At 59.6% G+C, this 22,274-nt stretch carries 15 protein-coding genes; 2 read left to right on the top strand and 13 right to left on the bottom strand.

All coding sequences use genetic code 11. The features are described from left to right. From recB to ABYA88_RS10205, 5 genes are all read right to left on the bottom strand, one after another. The coding region (gene recB, locus ABYA88_RS10225) for an exodeoxyribonuclease V subunit beta (RefSeq protein WP_373187100.1) at nt 1–2,961 on the bottom strand (2,961 nt) is incomplete at its 3' end. Continuing rightward, nucleotides 2,958–6,473, bottom strand: a complete 3,516-nt coding sequence (recC, locus tag ABYA88_RS10220; protein WP_373187098.1) for an exodeoxyribonuclease V subunit gamma — start codon at nt 6,471–6,473, stop codon at nt 2,958–2,960. The genes recC and recB, both read right to left, overlap by 4 nt. A gap of 119 nt (nt 6,474–6,592) precedes the next feature. Then, complete coding sequence (locus tag ABYA88_RS10215; RefSeq protein WP_373187096.1) at nt 6,593–7,915, bottom strand: glutamine synthetase family protein; 1,323 nt, start codon at nt 7,913–7,915, stop codon at nt 6,593–6,595. A gap of 185 nt (nt 7,916–8,100) precedes the next feature. Then, a complete protein-coding gene (locus ABYA88_RS10210) occupies nt 8,101–9,339 on the bottom strand; it encodes a saccharopine dehydrogenase family protein (RefSeq protein WP_373187094.1) in 1,239 nt (412 codons plus the stop codon). A gap of 46 nt (nt 9,340–9,385) precedes the next feature. Further along, nucleotides 9,386–10,483 (bottom strand): carboxynorspermidine decarboxylase, encoded by a 1,098-nt coding sequence (locus ABYA88_RS10205; protein ID WP_373187092.1) that lies wholly within the window; start codon nt 10,481–10,483, stop codon nt 9,386–9,388. Nucleotides 10,484–10,788: 305 nt separating this feature from the next. Between ABYA88_RS10205 and ABYA88_RS10200 the strand changes: the two genes are divergently transcribed. Beyond that, the gene (locus tag ABYA88_RS10200; protein ID WP_373187090.1) at nt 10,789–12,753 is read left to right on the top strand and encodes an alkyl/aryl-sulfatase; all 1,965 of its coding nucleotides are present in this window, start codon (nt 10,789–10,791) and stop codon (nt 12,751–12,753) included. Between the two features lie 63 nt (nt 12,754–12,816). Here ABYA88_RS10200 and ABYA88_RS10195 read toward each other — a convergent pair whose 3' ends face one another. The 3 genes from ABYA88_RS10195 to glnT all read right to left on the bottom strand — a co-directional run bounded on the left by ABYA88_RS10195 (nt 12,817) and on the right by glnT (nt 16,045). Then, a complete protein-coding gene (locus ABYA88_RS10195; RefSeq protein WP_373187088.1) occupies nt 12,817–13,428 on the bottom strand; it encodes a TetR family transcriptional regulator in 612 nt (203 codons plus the stop codon). 59 nt (nt 13,429–13,487) lie between these two features. Next, complete coding sequence (locus tag ABYA88_RS10190) at nt 13,488–14,528, bottom strand: putative urea ABC transporter substrate-binding protein (RefSeq protein ID WP_373187102.1); 1,041 nt, start codon at nt 14,526–14,528, stop codon at nt 13,488–13,490. Between the two features lie 155 nt (nt 14,529–14,683). Then, nucleotides 14,684–16,045, bottom strand: a complete 1,362-nt coding sequence (gene glnT, locus ABYA88_RS10185) for a type III glutamate--ammonia ligase (protein ID WP_373187101.1) — start codon at nt 16,043–16,045, stop codon at nt 14,684–14,686. Between the two features lie 152 nt (nt 16,046–16,197). Here glnT and ABYA88_RS10180 point away from each other — a divergent pair, with 152 nt between their 5' ends. Continuing rightward, complete coding sequence (locus ABYA88_RS10180) at nt 16,198–17,223, top strand: alpha/beta fold hydrolase (RefSeq protein ID WP_373187086.1); 1,026 nt, start codon at nt 16,198–16,200, stop codon at nt 17,221–17,223. Nucleotides 17,224–17,280: 57 nt separating this feature from the next. On the opposite strand, the gene ABYA88_RS10175 is transcribed toward ABYA88_RS10180, so the two are convergent. Genes ABYA88_RS10175 through cysP form a run of 5 tightly spaced genes read right to left on the bottom strand, consistent with a single transcriptional unit; the run spans nt 17,281 to nt 21,813 of the window. Continuing rightward, nucleotides 17,281–17,901, bottom strand: coding sequence for a class I SAM-dependent methyltransferase (locus ABYA88_RS10175; protein ID WP_373187084.1), 621 nt, complete (start codon nt 17,899–17,901; stop codon nt 17,281–17,283). Nucleotides 17,902–17,943: 42 nt separating this feature from the next. Then, nucleotides 17,944–19,041 (bottom strand): sulfate/molybdate ABC transporter ATP-binding protein, encoded by a 1,098-nt coding sequence (locus ABYA88_RS10170; RefSeq protein ID WP_373187082.1) that lies wholly within the window; start codon nt 19,039–19,041, stop codon nt 17,944–17,946. Next, the gene (cysW, locus tag ABYA88_RS10165) at nt 19,041–19,907 is read right to left on the bottom strand and encodes a sulfate ABC transporter permease subunit CysW (protein ID WP_373187081.1); all 867 of its coding nucleotides are present in this window, start codon (nt 19,905–19,907) and stop codon (nt 19,041–19,043) included. Before cysW ends, ABYA88_RS10170 begins: the two co-directional genes overlap by 1 nt. Before the next feature lie 7 nt (nt 19,908–19,914). Then, complete coding sequence (cysT, locus tag ABYA88_RS10160) at nt 19,915–20,763, bottom strand: sulfate/thiosulfate ABC transporter permease CysT (RefSeq protein WP_373187080.1); 849 nt, start codon at nt 20,761–20,763, stop codon at nt 19,915–19,917. A 24-nt stretch (nt 20,764–20,787) separates the two neighbouring features. After that, the gene (gene cysP / locus ABYA88_RS10155) at nt 20,788–21,813 is read right to left on the bottom strand and encodes a thiosulfate ABC transporter substrate-binding protein CysP (RefSeq protein WP_373187079.1); all 1,026 of its coding nucleotides are present in this window, start codon (nt 21,811–21,813) and stop codon (nt 20,788–20,790) included. Between the last annotated feature and the right edge of the window lie 461 nt (nt 21,814–22,274).

The following is a 22,274-nucleotide window of genomic DNA, read 5'->3' as shown; positions in this document are numbered from 1 at the left end:
GGGCTGTGGGCCGCGCGGAAAGCGGTGCATCGTGGCTGTTTCGCCCGGTCGTATGGGTGCGAATATGTCTTCCTTGTCGTCGGCGAAATAATCCGTGTCGTGCCCACCGGTCAACGCGCTGTATGAGCCGATCCACCAGCGAGCAAAAGCCGGGTGCTCCGGCTGACGTTCGCGCAGGGTAACCGGGGCCAGAGCAGGGGGCTGGTAAACAGTGCCGACGACCTCAGGCGCCGGCACCACCGCGATTGTTTGCGGCTCTTCCCAGGCACGCAGCCAGTCGGCCAGTTGCGCTGGCTGCTGCACCTGCTCACCGCCAGTAAGAAGCCAGGCGATGGCACTGTGATGCAGCACTGACTTATCGCTCCTGCCCCGCTTCAAATCGGCCAGCCCCAGCCAGCAGGCATGGCGGGCGCGGGTCAGCGCCACATAGAGCAGCCGCAGATCTTCGCCCAGCCGCTCGGCATCTGCCTGAACCACGGCCTCATCATCCGGCGCCAGATTCAGCTGCCGTGTGTCCCCATGATGCAGCCACAGCGGTTTCTTGCCATCAGCTGGCCGACTGTGGCCAATAAAGGGCAGAAATACCAAGGGGTATTCCAGCCCCTTGGACTTGTGAATGGTCACCACCTTGACCAGTTCGGCGTCGCTTTCCAGTCGCAGTATCTGTTCTTCGGCGCCACTGTCGCCGGGATTGAGCAGCAGTTCGTGCAGGTGCCGGATCAGCGCCTGCTCACCGTCCAGCTCGCGCGCGGCGCGCTGCAACAGTTCTGCCAGGTGCAGCAGGTTGGTCAACCGTCGCTCACCGTCGCTTTGCTGGAGCAACCGGGCCGGCAGCTGGAAGGCATGCAGCAACTGCTGCAGCATCGGCAGCACACCCTGGCGCAGCCACAGACGGCGGAAGCCATGAAACTGGTCTACTCGCTGTTCCCAGTAGCGCTCGTCTTCGTTCAGACGTTCCAGCTCGGCCCAGCTGAGCCCCAGGCTGGCGCTGGCCAGCGCGGCGCGCAGCAGCCCGTCATTACCCGGGTCGGCGCAGGCACGCAGCCAGCGCAGCAGGTCCTGAGCTTCCAGGCTGGCAAACACCGAATCCTTGTCCGACAGGTACACGCTGCGCACGCCCCGAACGGCCAGCTCGCGACGGATACACTGGGCTTCCCGCCCGGTACGCACCAGCACCGCCATATCCGCCGGCTTGACGCCGACCACGGGGCCGCCGGGAAGTGCAAAGCCGGCCTCAGCGCGCTGCCCGGCGTTGAGCAGATCGACCATGGCGGTAGCGCAGTGCTCGGCCATCTGCTGGCGATAGGCCTCGCCTGTCAGCGGCTCGTCAGCGGACAGGTGCCAGACACTCAAGGCCGGCGCGGCGACGCCCTGCAACTGCCAGACCTCCTTGCGACCATTTGCTTTCACCGACAGGAAGGGCAGCGGATTATCGCCTACCTGGTTGAAATGAAAGGCGCCCTGCGCATTATTCGTTTCCGCCAGATCGAAGACCCGGTTTACCGCGTCAACCATCGCCTGGCTGGAGCGGAAGTTGGTATCCAGGTTCTCATGCCGTCCGGCGGTATCCCGACGGGCGCGCAGGTAGGTATGAATGTCTGCACCGCGGAAGCTGTAGATCGCCTGCTTGGGATCACCAATCAGTAACAGGGCAGTGTCCTGATCGTTCTCGGCGACGCGGTAGACCGCATCGAAAATCCGGTACTGCAGCGGGTCGGTGTCCTGGAACTCGTCAATCATCGCGACCGGAAACTGCGTGCGGATCACCTCCCCCAGGCGTTTGCCATTGGGCCCTTGCAGCGCGACATCCAGGCGTTTGAGCATATCGTCAAAGCCCATCTGCGCTCGGCGGCGCTGCTCCTGCTCGAAGCGCTCGGCTATCCAGCCGGCGGCGTGCCTGAGGGCGGCTTGCTGCAGATCAGGCAGCTCCTCAAGTCGCTGTTCCAGGGTTTCCATGTCATCCAGCGCATGCTGCACTGCGTGGGGCAATTCCAGCACGACGCCTTTTTTTCTCGCATCCTGCAGCCCCTCGTGGGTAAAACGCTTGAAATAACCGGTCTTGCCCGTGCCGTCGCGAAATGAAAGCTCGGCCCCCGGGGTTTCACACCATTGGCGCAGGCGTTCCAGTCTGGGCTGGAAAATCGCTGGCTTGAGCTTGTTGCCGTTGAACGCCCCTGCCTCGCATGAGTGCTCATAAAAAGTCACCAGAGGATCAAGCCATTGTGTCCAGGGCGCTTTCATCTGCTGCAGCGCCCGGTCCCTCTCCGCCAACAGGCCGGCCAGTATTTCCCGCAGGCTCTGCGGCTGGGACGCTGTCTCTTCCTGCAGCAACGGAAGTACTTTTTGCAGCAGCGCGCCGGGCGTTTGCCAGTTCTGCGCCACCCAATCCAGCGCCTGCCCCGTCAGCGGATAGCACTGCTCGCGCCAATAGTCGCGGACCACCTGGGCGCGTAAATCCCGCTGGTCGGTTTCCAGGGTCTGTTCGAACAGGCTGCCGCTGTCGAAGGCATGTTCGCGCAGCATGCGCTGGCACCAGCTATGGATGGTCGAGACGGCGGCCTGGTCCATCCATTGTGCGGCGATCTCCAGCTTGCGCGCACAGCCGGGCCACTGGTCCGTGGGGGTCTGTTCACAGAGCGCGGTGATGATCGGATCGGGGTCGGCCAGTTCGTGACGGAAGGCCTTGGCGGCATCGACCAGGCGCGCGCGGATGCGATCCCGCAGCTCCTGGGTCGCAGCTTCGGTAAAGGTCACGACCAGAATCTCCGGCGGCAGCAATGCCCGGGGAAAGTCGAGCTCGTTGTCCTGGCCCGCTATCTGTCCCAGCACCAGCCGCAGGTAGAGTGCGGAGATGGTAAAGGTCTTGCCGGTACCGGCACTCGCCTCGATCAGACGGCTGCCGCGCAACGGGCAACGCAGGGCCAATGGGGGCTGCGTATTACTCACGTAACTAGTGCTCATTCCTGTGCCTCCGCCGGCTGAACGGTCAGCTGTTGCTCTTCCAGCATCCGCGCCAGCGGCTCATACAGCGCCCGGGCCCAGAGCTCGAAACCCGCAGCGTGCAGGCTGGCAAAATCCGGATAGCTGCGCTGCAGGGCGACACTGTCAGCCAATGCGCCCCGCTTAAAGTCGCTGCCCTCGAACTGCCTCTGGGTTTTATCCAGATCCTCGTCCAATAGCCAGGTCATGGCTGTTTCCAGCACGACCGGTAATGGCTGCCGTAACCCCTCAAGCCAGGCACCGAGCCAGCTGCGCAGTACCTCCTGTGCCCGCTCCGCCGGCACCGGGTGCAGCAAGAGATTGGCATCTTCGGCAACCAGGCACCCTTGCACCGCGTGGCCGTTGGCGCAGGCCAGCAAATGTCTGCACAGGGCCGGCAGTACCCGCTTCCAGCGCAGCGTCTTGTGTTTGCCGTTGCCGTCTTGCAGGCGGCCGGTCTCCAGTTGCAACAACATCTGCCCATGCGCTGTGGTCGAGGAGCGCAGCCCGGCAAGCCAGTCCTGCAGCTCGATACCGGGGCCAGTAGCCGTGAGCGTCAGCGGCTGGGTTACCGGATGGTCCCAGATTTCGGCGATTTGCCGATACCGCGCCAGCTGTTCGGTGAGTGGCTCGATCAATGCCTGCCGGCCAAGCTCGCCGAAGCCAGCCAACGGCAAGCTGCCGCGACGCGTCAGGCGAGCCGACTCCTGCACCAGCACCGCATCCCAGTCGGCCTCGAGCCCACTTGCCAGGGTGCGCTGTAGCAGCCACTGCCGCAGCTCGAAGCGCTGTAGACCGTCCAGGGCAAAGGGCTCGTCGTCCTCGCTGTGCAGGTCCGCGTCACGGAACCAGACCTTCAGCCGCCGGGCGAAGAAATGCTCGACCGGGTTACGCAGAAAGCGTTGCAAAGCCGCAAGGTCGATCGGCTCGCCGGGCTCCGCGGCGGGCAGCGGGCTGTCTTCCACCGGCTGCGCGAGCGTGTCATGCAACATCCGCCAATCGCGGGCGTAGCTGAACAAGCCGGGGTTGCTGCCATCGAAATACTGTCGGCTGAATGGTTGCAGGGGGTGCTCGGTGGTCAATGCGGCGAGCACGTCGAATTCCGGTTCGACGCACTGCCAGCCGGAGGTCAGGTGGTCACGCAACTGACCAATCAGCACCGACGGCGGGCGCTCGCCGTTATCCCGGATGCTGCGCCCCACCCAGCTGACATACAGGGTATCGCGAGCTGAGAGCAACGCTTCGAGCAGCAGATAACGGTCATCCTCGCGACGGGAGCGGTCACCGGGACGGTAGTCACTGGCCATCAGGTCGAAGTCCAGCGGCGGTTGGGCCCGCGGGTAATCGCCATCATTCATGCCGAGCAGACAGACCTGGCGAAAGGGAATCGCACGCATCGGCATCAGCGTGCAGACATTCACCGCCCCGGCGAGAAAACGCTGGCTCATCTGACTCTGGCCGACGCTGTCCAGCCAGGCTTCGGCGACCACGTTCAGGGGCAGGGCCTCATCCAGCCCGACTCCATCGCAGATCTCCAACCATTGGTCGAGACTCTCCTGCAACTGGCCGATGAGCACCTGGTCGGTTTCGCTGGCGGCGAGAAAGAAGTCTGCCAGCAGCGCGCGCAATCGCTCGCCCCAGACTGTCGGCGCGGCTGGCTGGCTCAAGGCCCTATCATGCCGGTCGAGCGCCTGCAGTAGCTGGTCCAGCGGGCCGATCAATGCGGCATCCAGGCCGCCCACTTCGTCGTAGGGCTCGGTCGCGTTCCAGGCCTCACCGCTGCCGCTGGCATAACCGAGCAGCATGCGACGCAGGCCGAAACGCCAGCTGTTGTTGTCCAGACCGGTGGGAAGCCCGCGTTCACTGCGGCGCTGTTGATCCAGGCCCCAACGAATCCCGGCGCCTTCGATCCAGCGCTGCAGGGTCGGCAGATCGGCCTCTGTAAGCCCGAAGCGGGTGCGCAACGCTGGCACGTCGAGCAGATCCAGCACTTCGCTGACTGCCAACCGGCTGTGCGGCAACTTCAGCAGATGCTCCAGCGCAATCAGCAGCGGCTCACGGCCTCGTTGATTCTGGTCGGCCAGGGTGAAGGGTATATAGCGCCGGTCATCTGCTGTGTATTGGCCGAAGACCGCCTGTATATGCGGTGCGTAGGTATCGACGTCCGGCACCATGACGATGACATCGCGCGGACGCAGACCCGGGTGACGGGCAAAGGCATCGAGCAATTGGTCGTGCAGGACTTCCACTTCCCGTTGCGGGCTATGGGCTATGTGAAAACGCACCGAGGTATCGTCAACCAGCTCAGCAGCCAGGCCGGCCGGCCCCGGCTGAACCGCCAGCGGCGGCCAGTGACTGCGGGTTTCTGCCAAGGGGCGCAGCTCGAGGATATCCTGCTGCAGCTGCTGAAGCAGGGTTGCGCCGGCGTTATCCTCGAACAGATCGACGCGGCCGCCATTGATGGCGGCAAAGCGCTCTTCGTAGCTGGCTCGTTCGTCATGTACGTCCAGCAGATTGATGTAGTCGCGGCCCTGCTTGCCCCATGCCGCCAGCAACGGGTGGGCATGTTGATACAGGGTGCTTTCATCCAGCTGCAGCGGGCTGTCGGGCTTGGCTTTCTGCCGACGATACTGATGCTGCAGCAACTCCCGATCAGCGACGATGTCGCCCCAGTAGAACTGGCACGGATTGAGTACCGCCAGCAGCACCTGGCTGAAACGGCCAAGGGCAGCCAGCGCCTCCAGGGTTTGCCCCGGGAGCGAGGAAATACCGAAAACAATCACCCGTCGCGGCAGGCCCGGCGGTCGCTCAGCGGCGCTCAGCAAACTATCCAGCGCCCGCGGGTGCACTCCCGCGCGGCTGTTGCCGACATGCTCGCTGCCAACATCCGCCAGTACCGCACGCCACAGCGCCGGCTGCCAGAGCTCGTGGTCTGCCAGTGGCCGTGCGCCACTGCGCGCCAGACTCACTCGGTCATGGCCTGCCGCCCAGTCATTCAGCCAGTCGGCACGATATACCTGGTATTGATCGAACAGATCAGCCAGACGTTCAGCCAACTGATAGCGCTTGCGGCAATCATCATCGTCAGCCAGAAAACGCTGCAGGGGCGCAAAAGCGGGATCTTCCAGCAGGGCTGGCAGCAGGCGCAGCAGCCGCCAGGTCAGCGGTTGCTTGTCCAGCGGCGAACTGCCGGGCACGCTGTCGGCGCCCAGCACGCCGCGATACAGCTGCCAGAGGAACTGGGCCGGCAGCTGTACATCCAGCGCCGCCGCGATGCCGCAACCACCATCCTCCGGGTCCGCTGCCAGCGCCATCTCCAGCCACTGGGCAATACCGTTGCTCTGCACCAGCACCACTTCATTCTCCAGCGGTGCCAGCGGGTACTCACGCATCCAGTCAACCACCAACTGACGCAGACTCTCCAGCCGGTTACCATGGAGAACCATGAACCCGGGGGCGAGGCTGCCGGGGGTGAAACTGGCGCTATCCTGCATCAATACTCCTGCGTTGAGCGGTCTGCACAGATACGGTAGAGATCCGTGGTCATAGTATCAGGGGTTAGCGCGACAGATCAGGTCGCACGACGCAGACCCGTGAGCCTATACCTGCGAGCTTAAACCTGCGAACCCAGATATCGGCGCTCCCATGGCGTTATCTCGTCAAGAAAGTGTTCCAGCTCGAGTGTCTTGGTCGCCAGATAGCCATCGATGAATTCGTCGTCGAAGAGTTCGCGCGCCAGGGTGCTGCGACTCAGGCGGTTGATCGCCTCGTGTAGCGAGCCAGGCAGTTGCAGATGCTCCGGTGCGGTGAACTGGCCGGCGACGGCGGGACTTGGCTCAATCTCGTTATCGATTCCGTGCAAGCCCGCGGCCAGGCTGGCGGCAATCGCCAGGTAGGGATTGGCGTCGGCGCCGGGCAGGCGATTCTCGATCCGCCGTGCCTCGGGCTCACTGGCCGGAATGCGCAGGCCGGCGCTGCGATTGTCCTGCGCCCAGCACAGGTTGTTAGGCGAGGCGAAGATGTGACAAAAGCGCTGATAGGAATTGATATTCGGCGCCATCAGCAGAGTCAGGTCTGCCAGGCACAACTGCAGGCCCCCGATGTAGTGCGGAAAACTGAAGGTCGGCTCGCTGGTGCGTGGGTCGGTGAAGATATTCCGTCCATGGGTCTTCTCGACCACGCTCTGATGGATGTGCATTGAGCAGCCCGGCACGCGCGCCAGCGGTTTGGCCATGCACACTGCGATCAGCTCGTGCTTGAGCGCCACCTCATGCAACATGTGTTTGAACAGAAAGGTCTGGTCGGCGATCAGCAGCGGATCACCATGCACGAAGTTGATCTCGAACTGACTCACGCCCATCTCGTGCATGAAAGTGTCACGGGCAATCCCCAGCGCTGCCATGCCGACCTTGATCTCATCGAAGAACGGCCGCAATCCATTACTGGAGCTCACACTGAATGCGGCGTTACCCGGGTCGCGGCGGCCATCGATACCGACCGGCGGCTGAAATGGCTGATTGACGTCCGCATGCCGTTCGAACAGGAAGAACTCAAGCTCTGTGGCGACTACCGGTTGCCAGTTGCGCTCGGCATAGCGGTCGATTACCTGTTTGAGCAGAGCTCGACTGGAAAGTCCGGACAGTGTGCCGTCGAGCTCCACGGCCTCACAGACAGCCAGCGCTCGCGGCGTGTCGGCCCAGGGCAGGACATGCACCTGCTCGGGCACCGCGCGCAGCTCCAGATCGCCGTCGTCATCACCAAAAAAACGTGGCTCGGGATAGCCGCCCATCAACGCCTGGAGCAATACGCCGCGGGCCATCTGCAGCCGGCGCCCACCCAGAAAGCCGTCCACCGTCATCACCTTGCCGCGGGGAATCCCGTTGAGGTCGGGAGTAACGCATTCGATTTCCGCCACGCCCGCCAGACGCATGGCCATTGGAACTGCCGATAAGGGGGAAGACATGTGAGGAGCCCTTTGCTACACCGACCGGATTGGCCAGGGCAAATGATACAGGGCATAGCAGAGCGTCGTCACCGCCAGCGACAGTCGTCCGACTCTGTGTGATAGAGACAAAAAAACCGGCCTGGGAGCAGGCCGGTTTTTTCACTGGCTGTGAGAACTCAGAAGCTCAGCAGGCGATCGCCTTCTTCATCACGGATTCGCGATGGCAGACCCATCTCGTTCAGCAGGTTGATGAACGGCTTGGGCGGCAGCTCCTCGACATTGACCATCTTCTGCACATCCCACTCACCATTGGCGATCAGGATGGCTGCGACCACCGCAGGCACACCCGCAGTGTAGGAAATACCCTGGCTACCCACTTCCCGGTAGGCCTCGGCATGGTCGGCGACGTTGTAGATAAATACTTCCTTGTCCTTGCCGTCTTTCTTGCCCTTGACCAGATCGCCGATGCAGGTCTTGCCATGGTAATCCGGCGCCAGCGAGGAAGGATCGGGTAGTACAGCCTTGACCACCTTTAGTGGAATCACTTCCTGGCCCTCGGCGGTCGTCACCGGCTGCTCGGACAGCAACCCCAGGTTGTTCAATACGGTGAATACGTTGATGTAATGCTCGCCGAAGCCCATCCAGAAACGGATGTTGGGCACGTTCAGATTCTGCGACAGCGAATGCAGCTCGTCATGCCCGGTCATGTAACTGGTGTGCTGGCCAACCACGGGCAGATCGTCAGTGCGCTTGACCTCGAACATCTTGTTGCTGACCCATTGACTGCCTTGCCAGGACCAGACCTGGCCGGTGAACTCGCGGAAGTTGATCTCCGGATCGAAGTTGGTCGCGAAGTACTTGCCATGGCTGCCCGCGTTAATATCGATGATATCGATATCGCTGACGCTGTCGAAGTATTCGTTGACCGCCACCGCTGCGTACGCATTGACCACGCCCGGGTCGAAACCGATCCCCAGAATGGCAGTAATCTTGTTGGCCTCGCACAGCTCCCGGCGCTTCCACTCGTAGTTCGCGTACCACGGCGGCGTCTCGCAGATTTTCTCCTGCTCTTCGTGAATAGCGGTATCCAGATAAGCTGCACCAGTCTCGATGCAGGACTGCAACACAGACATATTGACGAAGGACGATCCGACATTGATGACTATTTGTGACTGCGTCTTGTTGATCAGCGCCTTGGTCGCCTCGACATCAAGGGCATCGAGCGCATGCGCCTGCAATTCACCGGCAACCTTGAGGCTGCCCTTCTCCTTCACGCTGTCGACAAGTTGCTGACACTTTTCGACTGTACGCGAAGCAATATGAATATTGCCCAGCACATCGTTATGCTGCGCGCACTTGTGTGCAACAACCTGGGCAACACCACCGGCACCAATAATCAGAACGTTTTTCTTCATGTCTCTTCCTCGAAACGCCTCCTTGGAAAAGGCTGGGTTATATGCCTCAGGAGAGGCCGTTTACGAAATCGTCGAAGCTGAACTCGCGCACCACCTCGACACTGCCATCAAGCTGACGTACTGCGATGGATGGCATCTGTACGCCATTGAACCAGTTTTTCTTGACCATTGTGTAACCGGCCGCATCGATGAATGAGAGACGGTCACCGATCTGCAGTTCCTTCTCGAACTGAAATTCACCGAAAATATCACCCGCCAGGCAGGATTTGCCGCATACCATATAGGTATGCTCGCCGTCGCAGGGGGCCATTCTGGCCGGCTGACGGTAGATCAGCAAATCCAGCATGTGCGCTTCGATCGAGCTGTCGACCACCGCCAGATTCTTGCCATTAAAGAGGGTGTCCAGCACCGTGACTTCGAGCGAGCTGCTCATGGTGATGGCCGCCTCGCCAGGCTCCAGGTAGACCTGCACGCCAAACCGCTCGGCGAATGCCTTGAGCCGCGCGCAAAACGCATCCAGCGGGTAACCGTCGCCGGTAAAGTGGATGCCGCCACCCAGGCTGACCCACTCGACCCGCTCGAGCAACTCGCCAAAGCGCTCTTCAATCTGCCCGAGCATCTGATCGAACAAATCGAAGTCGCTGTTCTCACAGTTGTTGTGGATCATGAAACCGGAGACCTGGTCGATCACCCCGGCCACCTTGTTGGCGTCCCACTCACCCAACCGGCTGAACGGCCGCGATGGGTCCGCAATCAGGAACTCGGAGCTGCTGACGCCCGGGTTCAGACGCAACCCACGGACGTGTTCGCTGGAGGCAGGCGCAAAGCGCTGCAGCTGGCTGATCGAGTTGAAGATGATCTTGTCCGAATGGGCCAGAACTTCTTCAATCTCGTCATCGGCATAAGCCACGCTGTAGGCATGGGTTTCCCCGGCAAACTTGAGACGGCCGAGCTTCACCTCGTTGAGTGATGACGAGGTGGTGCCGTCCATGTACTGCTGCATCAGGTCGAACACCGACCAGGTCGCAAAGCACTTGAGCGCCAACAACGCCTTGGCGCCGGAGTGCTCGCGCACATAGGCGATGCGCTCCATGTTGCGCAGCAATTTGCTCTTGTCGATCAGGTAATACGGCGTTTTGATCATGGCCCAACCACCCTCCGCTGATTGCCGATAAACCGGGAGATGCCCAGCGTACGCAAAGCGCGCGATTATAGTGAAAAACAAGGCGGCCTTCGAGCGAAAATACGTTTCCCAGCTAACACCTTGGACTGCACAAGCTTAACTGTGAAGTATGGCGATACGATGCTCCTTTCTGAGTCGAAGCACACAAGAATGCCTTTCAATGCAAAAAATGCATCACAAATGAGAAAAAAATGCATTAGACATATATAAGTCGCTACTTATAAAGTTTCTACCAAGCCGACAACAACAACGCCGGAGTGCCTCCCATGCGATATCGCCCGCTATTATTGACCAGCATCCTCGTTGCCAGCTGTGTGCAGACAGCTCTGGCCGAGCCGAAACCAGCCGAGAGATTCACTGCCGAGCGCAATGCAGCCGTTCTCGATGCCCTGCCCTTTAACAACACCCATGCGTTCGACGATGCTCGGCGCGGTTTTATCGCCGAATGGCCAGAAGGCAAGGTGACTGACAGTGAGGGCAATCTGGCCTGGAATATGGCCGCCTATGCCTTTCTCAATGGCAAGGCAGCTCCGGATACGGTGAATCCAAGCCTCTGGCGTCAGGCGCAGCTGAACGCGATACATGGCCTGTTCGAAGTGACCGGGGGCATGTACCAGATCCGCGGCATGGACCTGGCGAACATGACGATTATCGAAGGCGATACCGGCCTGATCATCATCGATCCGCTGCTGACCCCGGCTACCGCCAGGGCCGGCCTGGAACTCTATTACCAGAATCGCCCGCAGAAGCCCGTTGTAGCAGTGCTCTATACGCACAACCATGCCGACCATTTTGGTGGCGTGAAGGGCGTGATCGACGAAGCCGATGTGCGCGCCGGCAAGGTCAAGGTATATGCGCCCTATGGCTTCATGCAGCATGCCGTTTCCGAAAACGTGATTGCCGGCAATGCCATGACCCGTCGCGCTACCTACCAGTTCGGCGCCGTGGTGCCACCGGGCGAGCGCGGCCATGTGGACACTGGGCTGGGCAAGGCACTGGCCAGCGGGCCGATCACGCTGATCGCGCCCACCGACACCGTGCCGGACAATGCGACCCTGACCATCGACGGCATCGAGATCGAGTTCCAGATGGCTCACGGCACCGAAGCCGAGTCGGAAATGATGATGTATTTCCCCCAGTTCAAGGTACTGAACACGGCTGAAATCACCAGCCAGCAACTGCATAACATTTATACCATCCGCGGCGCCGCCATTCGCGATGCCAGCGCCTGGTCACATTACATCGACAAGGCATTGGAACGCTTTGGTGATCGCGCCGATATCCTGATTGCCCAGCACCACTGGCCGATCTGGGAGCGCGAGCGCGCACAGCACTTCCTGAGTGTGCAGCGGGACCTGTACAAGTTCATTCATGACCAGTCCGTGCGCATGATGAACAAGGGCCACCTGCCCGGCGATATTGCGGAAAACATCAAGCTGCCCAAGAGCCTTGATCAGGAATGGTATGCCCGTGGCTACTACGGCACGCTGAAGCACAACGCCCGAGCTATCTACCAGCGCTACATGGGCTGGTATGACGCCAATCCAGCGAACCTAGATCCCCTGCCCCCACAGGAGAACGCGATCAAAACCATCAGCTACATGGGCGGGATGGACGAGGTGATCGAACAGGCCCGCAAGGATTTCGCCAATGGCGAATACCGTTGGGTCGCCTGGGTCATGAGTCAGGCCGTGTTTGCCGAGCCCGATCACCAGGCCGCCCGTGAGCTGGGAGCCGATGCCCTGGAACAGTTGGGCTATCAGGCCGAAGCCGGCACCTGGCGCGGCGCCTATCTGACCGGTGCGCAGGAATTGCGCGAAGGTCTTGGCGAGCCGCGTCGCGGCAATGCGCTTTCACCGGATCTGCTACAAGCGCTGGAGGCCGGCATGTTCTTCGACCTCCTGGCCGTAAGGCTGAACGCAGAAAAAGCCGAAGGTCAGCACTTGGTGATCAACTGGACGTTGACCGATATTGACGAAAAGTACCGCCTGAACCTGCAGAACGCGACCCTGACCCATCGCGCCGGCAGCCTGGCCGACAATCCGGATGCCAGCGTGAGCATGACACGGGGCACGCTGGACCGTATTCTGCTGCGCGAGCTCACCTTCCCTGACGCGCTCAAGGCGGGCGATATCACTCTGGGCGGGAACCCGCAGGCGTTCTTTACTCTGTTGCAATTGATCGAAGAGCCTTCCGCCAACTTCCCGATTATCGAGCCGGTAGACCAGTAAGCAGGGGAAAGCGAATAGGAAAGCCGGGGCACTAGCCCCGGCTTTTTTAGTTGCACGAACAGTCTATTCTTGTGCCAGCAGAGCCTGGAGTCGTTGCAGAAAAAAGGTTCTTTCCGCTTTCAGGCAGAAAAGATCCGGTGCAAACAACCAGCTCTGGGTGATGCCCATCAGATGGGTGTATATGAGTAAACCCAGCTTGCTGGCAGGCTGGGTGGCGGGCAGCTGCTGGTTATCTTGCGCCTTGGCTACAAGCTGAGAGAGCGTATCGACAATGTGCCGGGTCAGTTCCCTTTCGCGTTTGATCGTAGGCGCTATGGCATCGGTCAGCTCGGTCTTGTTCAACAGGATTTCGAAGGACTGACGAAACCAGACATCTTCCGCGAGCAGCTCAAGCCATTGCTGGGCAAAGTTATCTATGGCAGCCAGCGCATCGGTACCCGATCCGGCCGCACTGCTTACCAGCCCCTCCAGCGGCTCCTGGGAGTACGCCAGCACGGCCTGATAGAGATCGTCCTTGTTCTTGAAATGCCAGTAAATCGGACCCCTGCTGTATCCCGCCTCGGCGCCGATCATGCCCAGTGTGGTGTTGGAGTAGCCATTACGGCTGAACAGCGTCAAAGCCGCTTCGATTATTTTCAGACGCGTCTTTTCAGCATCTTCTTTGGTACGGCGCATGGATTATCCGTTAGCAGCAAAACCCCATGGTCGGCGACCATGGGGTGTTCGGGCTTAGATCAGAGTGCGTCGTCCGCCGCCATCTGCATATAGGTGGGATCGAATCGCAGCTTTATATTAGCGCTGTCGCCCAGCGTCTTGCCATCGGGGAAGGAGATACCGACGAAATCAGGAGAGCTGGCGCCCTCGCCAAGCAGACCTTTTTCGTAGGAAAATTCACGAACGCTGTCCATTGCCTCTATCGCCTGGTCGCTGGAGATGAAGGCGACCGCATCGGCAGGCTCCCAGAACATTTTCATACCAGCCAGCTGAGCTTCGTAGCCCGCCTGATCGGTACCGGAGGCCTCGCCCAGAAAGGCTCTGGCTTCCTGGCCCGCTTCACTATCGGTGCTCATTTCCGCCATCAGCTCGAACCAGGCGCCGACCAGCGCCTTGCCCAGGGCCGGGTTGTCCGCCAGGGTCTGGGTGTTGACGATAGTCAGATCCTTGATGTGGCCCGGAATCTGACTGGAGTCAAATACCCGATTGGCGTTGGGCATTTCCAGCACATCGGCCAGCAATGGATTCCAGGTAACCACGTTCTCTACACCGTCCGTACTGAACGCCGCGACAATGTCTGCGTCGCCGGTATTGACGACCGTAACATCACGCTCGCTCATGCCGACGGTATCCAACGCCCGGGCCAGCAGATAGTGCGAAACGGAAAGCTCAACCAGATTGACCTGCTCACCTTCCAGATCCTTGATATCGCTGCTGCCTTTCATCACCAGGCCATCATTACCGTTGGAGTAGTCACCCACTATCAGCGCCGTGGTATCGACACCACCTGCGGACGGAATCGACAGGGCGTCCATGCTGGTAGCAACCACGCCGTCAAATTCACCTGCGGTGTACTGGTTGATCGACTCGATGTAGTCGTTGATCTGCACGATCTCGACTTCGATGCCGTACTTGTCAGCCCACTTTTTCATGATCCCGGATTCATCCACGTACTTCCAGGGGATCCAGCCGGCGTAGATGCTCCAGGCAATCTTGAAACTGTCGCGCTCCTCGGCACTGGCGCTGGGAACAACAAGAAAGGTTGAAACCGCCGCGGTCATGAGAGCACCACCGAGCAGTTGCTTGATACGACGCTTGAATGCAAAAGGCTTTTTCATGTATCTACTCCTGAGGGGATATGGCAATTGCCAGAACATGGGTCTAGATAACGTAAAACGTAGCAAGAGCCGCGCCAGCTTTGACTGACGCGGACGCGTCAGAAGAATTTCAGGTAGCGGTTGATTTCCCATTCCGACACATGGGTGTGATAACTGGTCCACTCCTCGCGCTTGAACTGAACGAAGCTTTCGAACATTGCGTCCCCGAACACCTTCCTGGACAGCGGGTCAGCCTCGAATGCGTCGATGGCCTCCCCCAGGTTCTGCGGGAGCATCTCGATGTCCATGTCGCGCACCTGCTCATCGGTATAGCTGTACATGTTCTCCCGATGTGGCTGGCCAGGATCCATCGCCTCGCGAATGCCCTCCAGGCCTGCTGCGAGGATGAGTGCCGAGCCCAGATAGGGGTTGCAGGCTATGTCAGCTGCGCGGCATTCGACTCGCGCGCCCTGGGAGGGGATGCGCAACATGTTGGTGCGATTGTTGTTGCCGTAGCAGACGAAAACCGGTGCCCAGGTGGAGCCTGACATGCTGCCCTTGCGCACCAGGCGCTTGTAGCTATTGACCGTCGGTGCGATCACCGCACTGATTGCCTTGGCATGCTTCATCACGCCGGCAATAAAGTGATATGCCATGGCCGTTACGCCACAGCCATAGGTGTCCTCTCCGTTGGCTGTATCGAACAGGTTCTTGCCGGTTTCCAGATCAGCCAGCGACATGTTGTAGTGCGCGCCACTGCCGGTACGGGTGGCGGATGGCTTGGGCATGAAGCTGGCAAAGGCGCCGTGCTTGCGGGCAATTTCTCCGGCCATAAGACGAAAGAACACCAGCCTGTCGGCCATACCCAGCGCGTCGGTATAGGTAAAGTCGGTTTCGAACTGGCCGTTGGCATCCTCGTGATCGAAGGAATATACGTCCCAGCCCATATTGTTCATGGCTTCGACCAGCTCGCCAACAATATGCATATTGTCGCCGAGGGTGCGGGGGTCGTAGCAGGGCTTGGCCAGGGAGTCGCGGCCGCTGATAGGCTCGAAGCCGCCATCGGGGGAATCCTTGAACAGGAAGAATTCGGTTTCAATCCCCAGATTGAATTTGAAACCCAGAGACGCCGCTTCCGCTACCTGGCGCTTGAGGATATTGCGCGAACAGGCCTCGAAGGGCGCACCGTCGAGGTAAAGATCGCTGGCGAACCAGGCCAGATCCGGGTTCCAGGGGCACTGGGTCAGGGTAGCGGTATCGGGCATCGCTGCCACTTCGTTATCGCTGATCTCCTGCGGGACCCCATCCAGGGCCGCGCCGGTAAACAGCTCCGAGCCCTTGAGCATCCGGTCCAGGTGGTCGACCGGGACGAACTTGCCCTTGATGATGCCGTGGATATCCACGTAGCCGGCAAGGGCATATTTGACACCCTTGTCCCTGAGGGTTTGTTTCAGGCTTTCGGCGGATGGCTGAACCGTCATGACTGCACTCCAGATCGTGATCTCGCCGGTAGTGGCGAGCTTGGTACGAATCTTCCATTCAACATACATGCCAGCATGCATGTATATAGTCGTCTGTGGCCTTCGCTGTATGACGAATGCATGCTCGAGCGATTCTGGAGGCTGTGATAAAAATGTTTGAGAATCAGGGCATTGAGCATCAATTCAGGGTCGGCGACCTGAGACTGCAAAGCGGCGTGGTGTTGCGCGACGCGCAAATAACCTATCTGCAGTTCGGAGAACTGAACGCGGCTGCAGACAACCTGATCCTGTTGCCGACGTACTACGGTGGAACACATTCCGGCAACGTGCCCCTGATTGGTGCACACAGCCCTCTGGATCCGGCACGTTACTGCATCGTGATTCCAAACCTGATCGGCAATGGTTGCTCGACCTCACCGACCAACGCCCACCCGACACAAACCGACGGCAATTTCCCCACCGTCAGTCTCTACGACAATGTCATTGCGCAGCAGAAACTGGTCGCAGCACGCTTCAGCAATGCATCACTGGCACTGGTCATGGGATGGTCGATGGGTGGCATGCAGGCACTGCAGTGGGGCTGCACCTTCCCTGGCCAGGTGCAACGTATCCTCAGCGTGTGCGCTACGGCTCGCTGCTGGCCTCACAACAGGGTCTTTCTGGAGGGCGTAAAAGCAGCCCTCACCTGTGATCCGGTCTGGCAAAGGGGTTTCTACACCCGGCAACCAGAGGCGGGGTTGAAAGCCTTTGCCCGGGTATACGCAGGCTGGGCCTACAGCCAGGCGTTCTATCGAGAAGAACTCTATCGCAGTCTGGGTCATGACAGCATCGAGGCGTTGCTGTCTTACTGGGAGACGGACCATCTGGCGCAGGACGCCAACAACCTGCTCGCGGTGCTCGCCAGTTGGCAGCAAGGAGATATCAGCGCCGACCCGCAATACGCCGGCGACTTTAGCGCCGCGTTAAAAGCCATCAAGGCCCGCGCGTTGATCATGCCCTGCAGCACCGATCTGTATTTCACCCAGCAAGACGCCTGCTGGGAGGCGCAACGCATGACCAATGCTGAGTGCCGACCGCTGATCTCCAATTGGGGCCACTGTGCCGGCGCGCCGGGCCGCAATCCCGAAGACACCCGGACCATCCTTGCTGCCTGCGCCGAGATATTGGCATCCTCATGAGCGTTGTTGCCGACGCTGCAAAGAGCCAGCCGAATATCTGACCGAGGGTTTTCGTGTCTAGCCAGCCTGGTGCGCCCACCCGCTGTAGACATAGGTCATCGGGCGAGGTCCCGGCAGGTATTCCTTATGCAGCTCTTCGATCACGAAGCCTCCGGCCCGGATAAGCTCAGGAATATTGCGGTTGAGATGGCAGCCCCCGGCCAACGGCTTCCAGAGAGGGGTCAGGCGGTGCTGCCAACGCTCCACGGAGGCGTCCGGCGCCAGGCCGTGCTCGCAGAACAATAATCGGCCGCCCGGCTTCAGCACCCGCGCCATTTCCTCCAGCGCAGGGACCGGCTCGATGATGCTGCATAGAGTGAAGGTCATCACGATGGTGTCAAAGCGATCTGCCTCAGCATGGATGCCCTGCAGGTCAACCGCCACCATATCCACCGGAATACTGATGGCTGCAGCGCGCTTGCGGCCGAGTGTCTGCATCTGCGCGGCGGGATCGACCCCGACGATGGAGGTGACTTTGGCGGAGTCATAGAACTGCAGGTTGAGGCCCGTGCCAATGCCGATTTCCAGCACCTCCCCGGTCGCCTGGGGCACGATTGCAGATCGTGCTTTCATTACGTCACCCATCCCACAGGCGATATCGATCATCTTCGGCAGTACGTAGCGCTCATACGGATTCATTGACTCTCCCAATGAGCGGTCGCGTACGCTAACGAAGAGAGCTCAACGACCGACCCAGCTCAGTGTTCGGGGCGGCTGCCCCTCCTGATCAAACAGATGACCAACATCCGGGACAGCATAGCACCTGTCCCCGCGCTGCGGCTGCCAGCGGTTGAACTCGGCATGACTGATGCCTACTTCCCACGGCTCCTCGCTCTGCCAGCCGCAGGGTGTGAGTTCAAGCCGCACCTCGGCGCCAATCAGGCTGATCGAATCGATACGTAGCGGCAGGTGCGCATGGCCTGCCGGCTCGTCCTGCAGACGGACCTCGTGGGGCCGAAGATACAGCTGGACGGCGTCACTGCCTGACTCTTCAGGCAGATCGACCCAACCTTCCGCCTGGCGCAGACGCTGTCCCCGCAGGTCGCCGGCAAATACGTTAACGTGACCGAGAAAGTCGAATACGAACCGGCTCTCAGGCTGCGCATAAAGCGAGCGGGGGTCGTCAACCTGCTCGATCTTGCCAGCGCTCATGACCACGACCTGGTCGGAGAGCTCAAGAGCCTCTTCCTGATCATGAGTCACGAATACGCTGGTGAAATGCAGCTCGTCATGCAACGCCCGCAACCACCGGCGCAGATCCTTGCGCACCTTGGCGTCCAGCGCGCCGAAGGGCTCATCCAGCAACAGGATTTGCGGCTTCATCGCCAGGGCTCTGGCAAGGGCAATCCGCTGCTTCTGTCCGCCGGACAACTGGGCCGGGAAGCGATCGGCCAGATGGGATAACTGAACCATCTCCAGCAACTCGCCCACCCGCTTTCGGATCGCGGCCGCATTGGGCCGATCCTTGCGCGGCATGACTTCCAGCCCGAAGGCTATGTTCTGCGCCACGGTCATGTGCCGGAAGAGTGCGTAATGCTGGAATACGAAACCCACACGCCGCTCCCGGACATGCAGGGGGGTAACATCCTGACCATGAAACAGCACACGACCGCTTTCGGCATTCTCCAGACCGGCGATCACCCTCAACAGGGTAGTCTTGCCGGAACCGGACGGACCCAGAAGCCCGATCAGCTTGCCATCGGGGATCTCCAGCGATATGTCCCGGAGCGCCTGGAAGGAGCCAAAATATTTATTGATTCGCTCTACCGTAATACTCATCAGCGTACTTCCGACGGATTGATTTCAGGGGATCGTTGCGAACTCTGCCGCCATTCGACAACACCTTTGATCAGCAGCGTCAGCAAAGCAATTGCGGCCAGCAATGAGGCACTGACAAAGGCGCCCACGACGTTGTAATCCTGATAAAGCAACTCCACATGCAGGGGCAAGGTGTTGGTCTGGCCCCGGATATTGCCTGCCACCACCGAGACGGCACCGAACTCCCCCACCGCACGGGCATTGGTCAGTACCACGCCGTAGATCAGCGCCCATTGGATGTTTGGTAGCGTAACCCGGCGGAACAACTGCCAGCCGCTCGCCCCCAGAATGACGCCGGCCTCTTCTTCCTCACTACCCTGCTGCTGCATCAGCGGTATCAGCTCGCGGGCGACAAAGGGGCAGGTCACAAACACGGTCACCATGACGATGCCGGGCCAGGCAAACATCAACTGCACATCATGATCGCCCAGCCAGCTACCCAACCAGCCGTTACTGCCATACAGCAGCAGATACAGCAGGCCCGCCACCACGGGCGAGACCGCAAAGGGGATATCGATCAGCGTAATCAGCGCCTTGCGCCCGGGAAACTCGAAACGGGTAACAAGCCAGGCAAGGAAGACGCCGAATACCAGATTGATGGGCACCGTTAGAGCAGCGACAAAGAGGGTCAGACCGATCGCGTGCAGTGTGTATTCATTCGTCAGGTTCTCCCAGGCTGTTCCAACACCACCGGACAGGGCCTGCGCAAAAATCAGGACCAGCGGGATAACCAGGATCAACAGGGTAAGCGTCAATGCCGTGCCGATCAGCAACCACTTGGTCCAGGGCCTTTCGCCGACCCTGAGACTGGACTTGTACTGTTTCATCGCAGACTCACCGACCGTGCAGGCGTTTCAGATAACGCGCCTGCCACAGATTAATTCCCAACAGCAGCACCAACGATGCCATCAGCACCACGGATGCAATGGCGCTTGCGGCCGCATAGTCGAACTCCTGGAGCCGGACAAAGATCATCAGACTGGTGATTTCACTGACGTAGGGCGTATTACCGGCAATGAAAATGACTGCACCGAACTCGCCCAGGCTACGCGTGAAGGACAGCGCCACACCCGTCATCAACGCGGGCCAAAGTGCCGGAAAGATGATCCGCTGAAATACAGTCAGGTCCGAGGCGCCCATGCTCATGGCTGCCTCTTCATCCTCCGGGGCCAGGTCTTCCAGTACCGGTTGTACGGTACGCACCACAAAAGGCAGACTCGTAAAGGACATCGCAACAATGATGCCCAAGGGGGTATAGGCCACCTTGATGCCGAGTTCGGCAAGATATTGTCCGTACCAGCCATTCTCGGCAAAAAGTGCTGCCAGGGTAATGCCAGCCACCGCCGTAGGCAGAGCGAAAGGCAGGTCCATCAGGGCATCCACCAGCCGTTTGCCCCAGAAATCATAACGCACTAGCACCCAGGCCATGAGCAAGCCGACCATGCCGTTGATCACCGAAGCAATCGCCGCAGCCCACAGGGTTACCTGGTAGGACGCCATCACACGCTCGTCGGTAATCACTACCCAGTATTCGGCTAGGCTCATACCCGAGGTCTGCACGATCAGTCCGGTAACCGGTAGCAGCAATACCAGGCTGATGAATAAAAGAGAAATGCCCAGGCTCAACGAGAACCCGGGCAATACTCTTTTGACGCGACCACCCTTGGGTGGTGCGACGCTCATGATCTTATCCATGGATGCTCGATATCAGCGACGTTGCAACTGATCCAGCTTGCCGCCCGGGGCGAAATGCACGGACATGGCCGTCTCCCAATCTCCTGCAATTTCTTCGATGGGCAACAGCTCCAGGTCGGGGAAACGGTCGGCAAACTCGGCTTTTACCGTCTCGTTGTGGACTCGATAGTTGAAGCCCGCGATCAGGCGCTGCGCCTCTTCAGTGTAGAGATACTCGAGGTAGTTCTTGGCCAGTCCCTCGGTCCCGTTGCGCTCGACATTGCGATCGATCCAAGTAACCGGAAACTCCGCGAGGAAGCTGGTTTTGGGAACTACCACCTGGTATCCGCTTTCAGGGTTTTGCGCGACGATGTTGTTCACTTCCGACTCGAACGTGAGCAGTACGTCGCCGATACCGCGCTCGATGAACGTGGTCGTTGCTCCGCGCCCACCGGTGTCATAGACCGCGACGTTACCAAGCAGAGTCTTGAGGAACTGGTCTATCTTTGCTTCATCACCATCGAAGGCCTTTTGTGCGTACCCCAGAGCTGCAAGGTAACTGTAACGACCATTCCCCGATGTTTTCGGATTGGGCAAGATCGAACTTACGTCGTCACGGGCCAGGTCATCCCAGTTCTGGATATTCTTGGGATTGCCCTCACGCACCAGGAACGCCATGGTGGAGTAATAGGGCGAGCTCGCATTGGGCAGGCGCTGACGCCAATCTTCAGGAATAAGGTTGCCGCGCTCATGCAGGATGTCGACATCGGTTACCTGATTGTAGGTCACCACATCCGCCCGCAATCCCTGAATGATGGCCTGGGCCTGTTTGGAGGACCCCCCATGGGACTGATTGATGTCGACGGTCTGGCCGGTCTTTTCCTTCCAGTGTTCCGCGAACTGCTGGTTGTATGCGGAAAAAAGCTCGCGGGCAATGTCATAGGATGAATTCAACAATTCTTGATCGGCAGCCTGTACCGGAGCAAAAGCTGCGCTCGCGCCGAAAAGCAAACCACCCGCCAGAGCACCAAGGCGTTTACCTAAAGATCGATCAGTCATAAAACCTCCGAAAGCGTGGGATGCGGACAAGTGCCTCCCGATCAGGCTGCACAGGTTAACCAACCTCCAGGTTTATAACAACTTTCTGGTTATATGGCTTTACTTATTACTTAAATCTCTAAAGCATAAGACCAATTCAAGCTGGTCGCCTGCCGGGCCTGGTAGTTTGAAGTAACAAATCTGTCCCCAAAAACGGGCTATTTTAGGCAAAACCGGCTTTGATGCACTCTGCCAGGCCCAATGGATCCCCGCGTTCGCGAGGATGACGGCGTGGCGGGGGCCATCGCGCGGCTGTTTTGATTGTGCTTGATGTGGATGGGTGAGGCTTTTATAACGCGCAAAGAAAAGCCCCGCGCTGTTTCCAGGCGGGGCTATTCAGTATAAGCGCTTGACGATGACCTACTCTCACATGAGGAAACCTCACACTACCATCGGCGATGCATCGTTTCACTTCTGAGTTC

The organism is Halopseudomonas sp., assembly GCF_041579695.1.
Lineage (GTDB): Bacteria > Pseudomonadota > Gammaproteobacteria > Pseudomonadales > Pseudomonadaceae > Halopseudomonas.
The sequence above is the reverse complement of the archived record's forward strand: the minus strand, read 5'-3'. Positions and strand labels throughout refer to the sequence as shown.